General features: G+C 54.8%; 4 protein-coding genes and 1 pseudogene. All 5 read right to left on the bottom strand.

Annotated elements, in window-relative coordinates:
- Window positions 1–163 precede the first annotated feature (163 nt).
- A pseudogene (locus SK33_RS26845) lies at window positions 164–481 on the bottom strand (plasmid mobilization relaxase MbeA); the annotation flags it as partial.
- Window positions 471–794 carry a MobC family plasmid mobilization relaxosome protein gene (locus SK33_RS26350; protein ID WP_007899679.1) on the bottom strand — a complete coding sequence of 108 codons (324 nt, stop codon included), beginning with the start codon at window positions 792–794 and terminating at the stop codon, window positions 471–473. The pseudogene SK33_RS26845 and the gene SK33_RS26350, both read right to left, overlap by 11 nt.
- Window positions 795–1,802: 1,008 nt before the next feature.
- Complete coding sequence (locus SK33_RS26345; protein WP_007899670.1) at window positions 1,803–3,107, bottom strand: methyl-accepting chemotaxis protein; 1,305 nt, start codon at window positions 3,105–3,107, stop codon at window positions 1,803–1,805.
- A 910-nt stretch (window positions 3,108–4,017) separates the two neighbouring features.
- A complete protein-coding gene (locus tag SK33_RS26340) occupies window positions 4,018–4,233 on the bottom strand; it encodes an MbeD family mobilization/exclusion protein (protein WP_000137422.1) in 216 nt (71 codons plus the stop codon).
- A 6-nt stretch (window positions 4,234–4,239) separates the two neighbouring features.
- Window positions 4,240–4,731, bottom strand: a complete 492-nt coding sequence (locus tag SK33_RS26335) for an MbeB family mobilization protein (RefSeq protein ID WP_016355729.1) — start codon at window positions 4,729–4,731, stop codon at window positions 4,240–4,242.
- Window positions 4,732–4,938 lie beyond the last annotated feature (207 nt).

Below are 4,938 nucleotides of genomic sequence, written 5' to 3'. Positions count from 1 at the left end.
CCGGCGTGACCAGCGCCCGGCGGTTTTCCGGCGCGTTCGGATCGTGCAGCCCCAGTCTGCCGTTCACGATGGTCTGCCAGGCATCGATACGCGGCCGGTCGGCGCGGTCGTAGTACGGCTGGAGCCGCCTGCCGGTCAGCAGCTCGGTATTGGGGATCAGAAAGTTCAGCTCCAGACGCCCCTTGTCCTCGTGCTCCACCCACAGAATGCTGTACTGATCTTTATCAAGTCCGGGCATCAGAACCCGCTCGAAGCTGGCCATCAGTTTTTCCCGCTGGCCGGGAGGCAGATCGGCCTCCGCAAACGACAGGACGCCGGAGGTGTATTTCTTCACGTAAGGCGACGCGTCGATCAGCTCCCGGACTTCTTCCGGCTTCCCCTGCAGGACGCTGGCGCCTTCACGCTGCCGGTCTTTACCCAGCAGATAGTCCACCGGCCCGGCGCCACCGCCGCGACCGCGTGGATGAAATTTAACGATCATCGTCCGTTCCTTTCTCAAGAACGGCGTGCCGCAGCCGCTCAAGCCCGGCATCGATGGCCATCAGCGCCGCCACAATCTGCACCCGGTCATGACCGGTACCGACGCCGGCGTTAACACGGCGGGCTATCTGGTTCAGGTTGTTGCCCATACCGGCAAGCTGGCGCAGCAGCGCCGGCGAGATCGAAGGAAGTTTTGCGGTACGAGCCGGCTTTTCGTCCAGGCAGGTCTGCCGCATCCACGCCGCCAGCTGCCTGCCGTCGCAGCGCTCAAGTAGCCGCCTGTGCTCATCCTCCGTCACCCACATGGTGAGCATCTTGTTCCGTTTCTCTGACAAAACAGTCTCCTGATAACCCCGGGACGGGCGGGAAAACCTTTCCCGGTCGGCGCGGGGTTGGACAAGCCGCAGGCGCGTCAGTGGCTGTTAGCGGGTTTCGGGGCGCAGCCCTGAACCAGTCACGTAGCGCTAGCGGAGTGTATACTGGCTTACTATGTTGGCACGGATGCGAATATCAGTGAAGTGCTTCATGTGGCAGGAGAAAAATGCAGCAGCGGAGCGTCAGCAGAATATGCGATACAGGATATATTCCGCTTCCTCGCTCACTGACTCGCTGCGCTCGGTCGTTCGGCTGCGGCGAGCGGTACCGGCTTACAGGCGGGGCGGAAATTTCCTGGGAGATGCCAGAAAGAAGCTTAACAGGGAAGCGATAAGGCCGCGGCGAAGCCGTTTTTCCATAGGCTCCGCCCCCCTGACAAGCATCACGAAATCTGACGCTCAAATCAGTGGTGGCGAAACCCGACAGGACTATAAAGATACCAGGCGTTTCCCCCTGGTGGCTCCCTCGTGCGCTCTCCTGTTCCTGCCTTTCGGTTTACCGGTGTCATTCCGCTGTTATGGCCGCGTTTGTCTCATTCCACGCCTGACACTCAGTTCCGGGAAGGCAGTTCGCTCCAAGCTGGACTGTATGCACGAACCCCCCGTTCAGTCCGACCGCTGCGCCTTATCCGGTAACTATCAACTTGAGTCCAATCCGGAAAAACACGACAAAGCGCCACTGGCAGCAGCCACTGGTAACAGGTTTAGAGGAGGAGAGTCTTGAAGTTTCGGGTGCGATAAGGCTACACTGAAAGGACAGTTTTGGTGACTGTGCTCCTCCAAGCCAGTTACCGCGGTTCAAAAGAGCGTCAACTCTTGCGAACCTTCGAAAAAGCCACCTTTCCGGGTGGTTTTTTCGTTTTCAGAGCAAGAGATTACGACGCAACGGAAAGGATCTCAAGAAGATCATCTGTGATGTTCGACAGATATGGGGATATGCACCATGGCCTATCCGGCTTTAACTGAAATGGCGACATCCTTAACCGCAGTCTCAACCCCTGCAGCATTCCTCTGAATGCTGGTCATAACTTCACCCGCTTCGCGCATGAGTGTAACCCCTTCCCGAGTGTTCATCAGGCTGTTTTCAATGCCACAGAGAACATCCTTGGCCAGTTGACTATTGCTGGCCACGACTTGCTCAATTTCTTCAGTCGCGCTACTGACGCTCGCCGCAAGATTACGCACTTCTGCGGCAACAACCGCAAAACTTCTTCCGGATGCGCCAGCCCTTGCTGCTTCAATCGCGGCATTCAGTGCAATAAGTCTTGTCTGCATGGCAAACTTCCGGATGGTTTCCACCATATCGTCAATACTTTCAGACTGATTGTTGAGCCGTGAGATATCGGTGGAGACAGCCCCCATCCCCTGCGCAATTCTGTCAATCATAAGGATGCTATTTTCAATAACATTGGCACCGTTCTGCGCACTTTCTCGGGTCTGCACGGCCATATCCCATGCATGCACAGCAGCCTCTTGCTCTCTCTGGTTTCGCAGGACATCAGCCGTAACATCTGTAGCGAATTTCACAATTTTATAAAGCTGCCCATCACTGTTAAAGACAGGGTTATAAGTTGCACGGAACCACAGAGGGTCTCCCTGACGGTTAAGGCGTGGAAACAGACCAGAAAAAAACTCACCTTGATTCAGACTCTCCCAGAAATGTCGGTATTCATCACTTTTGTAAAGCGTCTCGGCACAGAACAGACGATGATGCTTACCTATGATTTCATCCCGCTTATAGCCAGTGGCATTGACGAAATTTTCATTTGCTTCAAGCACGATCCCTTCAGGATTGAAGGTGATGATGGCCATAGAACGGTTTATGGCATTTACGACTGCTTCCTGCTCAAGAGCAGAATGCACGCGCTCAGAAATATCGGCAGCAATTTTAATGACTCTGATAACACGGCCGCGCCTGTCAGAAACGGGGATATAACTGGCTTCAAGCCATACGGAACGATTTCCCTTTGCCAGCCGCAGGTACTTGCCACTAAAGCTTTCTCCCCTGGCAAGGCGCTGCCAGAACTGGCTGTATTCCGGTGAACTTACCAGCGAGGGCGGGCAGAATATACGATGGTGGTGACCGATTATTTCATCAGCCCTGTACCCCATAGTGGAGAGAAAAAGCGGGCTGGCTTTATTTATCACCCCCTCCGGACTGAACTCAATGACAGGCTTATTCTGACAAATTGCGTCATACGAAATGGCTGATCGCTGGAGGTTCAGGGAGAACATATTTTTAAGTGAAAACATATGAATCAGATTGCCCGGATAATGTAAGTACTGCCATGGTTATCGGCTACTCCTTATGTAGCGTTATATATTACTGCGACAGGGCGGGAAAAAGCCCGCTCTTCAGCCATGCCGGCATGATGTCCGGCTCCGGATTTCACGCGTAAAAAACCCGCCATCTTTAGCGGGCTGAACAATAAGAAAATGTTCATATTTACGGCAAATCCGCCGGCTCCAGCAGAGAAGCTGGCGTCTATCAATCTTGGAAGAACCAGCGCAGCTCCGCATGCATTAACAGGCATCAGAAGGCAAAAAAATGGCTCACATCCGGGAGCCGGAAAACACTCAACTGCCTGGATCGCAGCACATCCTTTGTGAAGGATAATTTAAGTATCGGCCGGATTGCCGCGGGCATAAGCCCGGCCGGCATAATTTTTTCCGTATCCGCCAGACCTCGGCTTTTAACATAACACCCCTTGCCCGCACCGCAGAAACGGGGTTGGCTGCGTTTCCGGTGCCAGACGCGAGAAAGTGGCGACAGACATGACGAAAAAACACCAAAAACGCAGCCGCTGGATATTACACTGATGCATAGTCATGCAGCCAGATGCATGCAGCGTAAAGTCACACTAAAATCAGCGCGAACGCCTTAAAAACCGGCAAATGCCTCTCCGGCAACTCACACAGCTCCATCACCAGGTAAAAACAGTTCAGCAGGGCTTCAATAACGTTGAGAATTTTCATCACTTCCTCCGGGATAAGTCACTACCATTCCGGTAGTCAGCCTATTTAGCAGGAACGCGATGAGCCCTTCTTCGTGCGGGCTGTCACCTCATCTTCGGACCATCGAAACTCTTCTGCTTCTGTCGGAGCGTCAGCTCCAGCTCGTTCTGACGCTGATACTCCAGTGCAGCCTTCTCCTCGATGGCATTCAGTTCCCGGACAAGCGGCGTAGCTGCTCGCTTAAACTCAGCACCTGCGTGCTCAAGTCCGACACGCGCTCGTTCAGCACCGCGTTCTCCCGTTGCATAAGTCCACACATGCTCCGCCATTCCGCGAAGGCGCTCTCCCATTCGTCCAGCCTTTGCGAGTAGTCCTGCTGTAGCTGCTCTAATGCGCTCAGCAACTGCTTTTCCAGCTCTGTCATTTTCCGCTACTCCTGTTTCAGGCGGATCCAGGTCGTCCCGTCGTAGGGGATGGCTTCGGCTTGCATCCCCGGCGGCAGGATAAGGAACCTCCGGCCGTCGTTGCTCTCCTGATAGCGTACTCCCCACGTCCGGGCGGTCATTTTCGCCAGGGTATCTTCCTGCTGACGAAGATGTGTGTAATTGTCGGTTATCTGCCGTCCCTGCCACCACAGAATGCTCCCGCTCGTGGCGATCAGCAGCGCTGACACCATCAGGATGGTGAGCCATGTCCTCCCGGCCGTCAGCAACACGCTCCGCCGGTTTTTCTCCATCGCCTCGCTCATACTCTGCTCGTGGGCGCTGATGGCGTCGCTGATTCTCCTCGCGCTTGCGTTCAGTTCCGCTCTGACAGACTGCTCGTGCTCGCTGAATGCGGCTTTCAGCATCTCGCCGGTACTCTTCTGCTGCGCTTTCGATTGCTGCTCTAAGTCCTTCGCCAGCGTTAAAAGACTGCTCATAGATGGCTCCCTTCAGTCGGATGTTTCGCCCCCCGTCAGGGTCGGCAATGCTGATACTGCTTTTCGTTGTACGCACCACCTCAAAACCTGCACCTTCAAGAGCCTCAGTGACGTCCTGACGGCTTTTCAGCTCCCCGGACGAGGCTAAGCTCAGCAGTCCACGGGTGATGGCTTCTGCGGCTTCCTGCTTCGTTTTCGGCAGTCCGG

This window comes from Citrobacter sp. MGH103, from assembly GCF_001034475.2.
Lineage (GTDB): Bacteria > Pseudomonadota > Gammaproteobacteria > Enterobacterales > Enterobacteriaceae > Citrobacter > Citrobacter freundii.
Note: the sequence above shows the minus strand (reverse complement) of the source record. Positions and strands in the feature narration are given on the sequence as shown.

What these genes read in the sequence shown, in the direction of transcription:
- SK33_RS26350 (WP_007899679.1), bottom strand. Translation starts at nt 794, where the DNA reads ATGCTCACCATGTGGGTGACGGAGGATGAGCACAGGCGGCTACTTGAG.
- SK33_RS26340 (WP_000137422.1), bottom strand. Translation starts at nt 4,233, where the DNA reads ATGACAGAGCTGGAAAAGCAGTTGCTGAGCGCATTAGAGCAGCTACAG.
- SK33_RS26345 (WP_007899670.1), bottom strand. Translation starts at nt 3,107, where the DNA reads ATGTTTTCACTTAAAAATATGTTCTCCCTGAACCTCCAGCGATCAGCC.
- SK33_RS26335 (WP_016355729.1), bottom strand. Translation starts at nt 4,731, where the DNA reads ATGAGCAGTCTTTTAACGCTGGCGAAGGACTTAGAGCAGCAATCGAAA.